Origin of the sequence: Thalassospira sp. UBA1131, from assembly GCF_002311515.1 — a bacterium.
GTDB lineage: Bacteria > Pseudomonadota > Alphaproteobacteria > Rhodospirillales > Thalassospiraceae > Thalassospira.
This window is the reverse complement of record NZ_DCAO01000135.1, coordinates 3176-4449: the sequence shown is the minus strand read 5'-3', so window position 1 is coordinate 4449 and position 1274 is coordinate 3176. Positions and strand designations below refer to the sequence as shown.

Annotated in this window: 1 protein-coding gene; it reads right to left on the bottom strand. The window is 55.4% G+C overall.

The annotated features are described in order from the left end of the window. Positions 1-181: 181 nt before the first annotated feature. Positions 182-1156, bottom strand: coding sequence for a flagellar motor protein MotB (locus B3Z49_RS21950; protein WP_296994991.1), 975 nt, complete (start codon positions 1154-1156; stop codon positions 182-184). Positions 1157-1274: the final 118 nt, after the last annotated feature.

The following is a 1274-nucleotide window of genomic DNA, read 5'->3' as shown; positions in this document are numbered from 1 at the left end:
GGGCACGGCATCGGTGCGGTCATAAAATAGTGCTGGGTCAGGCGCCGCTGATTAACTGTCATTTGATCCGATCAGTCCCGGTCACATCAAAGAGAACTATTCTATGAGATTAGGTGTTGTTTATGACAGTTTAAAGGCCTGACGGTCAAAAGGGCACCGATTTCTGTTACCGGATTTCAAATCACCGTTGTGACGGAACCGAGAAGGTCGGGCGGCGCTGGTTTTCACCCTGTGCCGGTTGTTGGGCAGGCGATGGTGCCGGGCCAGCGGGTGCTGCACCTGTCGGTGCAGTTTGTCCGTTTTGGTTAGCTTCGCCGGTGCCTTCAAGCGCGGAACGTTCGCCGGTGCCACGCAGCAAGGTGATGCTGATGCGGCGGTTGCTTTCATTTTCCGGTGCCTCGGGCAGGAGCGGGTCGGTATCCGACAGACCGGCAACCTTGGCAAAGCGTCCGGTTTCAAGCCCCATGTCTTCAAGCGCACGACGGGTGGCCAGCGCACGATCGGCTGAAAGCTCCCAGTTGGAATATCCGTCTGTCCGGTTGAACGGCACGGCATCGGTATGGCCTTCGATTGAGACATCCTGTGGCATGTTTTCAATCACGCCTGCGACCTGTTGCAGCAGAAGGCGGGTATGATCGGCCATGGCGGCACTGCCGCTCGGGAACATGGCGGTGCCGTCTTCGTCAAGGATCTGGATGCGAAGCCCCTCATCGGTGTTTTCGATGCGGATGTTCTTTTCAAGGCCCTGAAGTTCCTCGTTGGATTCGATTGCCTTAAGGAGTTCTTCCTGTGCCTCGTTGAATTCCTGTTCTTCCATCTGGGCAACACGGATGGCTTCGCGTTCTTCCGGTGTTTCGACCGGCGGGATTTCCATGCTGATGGATGGTGATCCGAATTCAGAACGCAGCGCGCCTTCTTCCGCAAGGCTGGTGCCACCCAACAAACCGCCTGAACCCGATTCATTTTGCGAGATGGTTTCGGGCGTGAAATACATCGACACGCCTTGCAACTGTTCCTCGGTCGCGCTGGAAAGCAGCCACAGCAACAGGAAGAATGCCATCATCGCCGTCACAAAGTCGGCATAGGCAACTTTCCAGGCACCACCATGATGCCCGTGCCCACCTTTTTTGATCTTTTTTATGACGATATCGGGCATTTGCTGCGTTGTCCTCTAAACCAGATCTTTTATCGCAAAATCAAGCCGTGGGCGCGTCTTGCAGCGCTTCGTCAAGCTCTTTGAAGCTGGGTCGAAGATTATGCGGGAGGGTTTTACG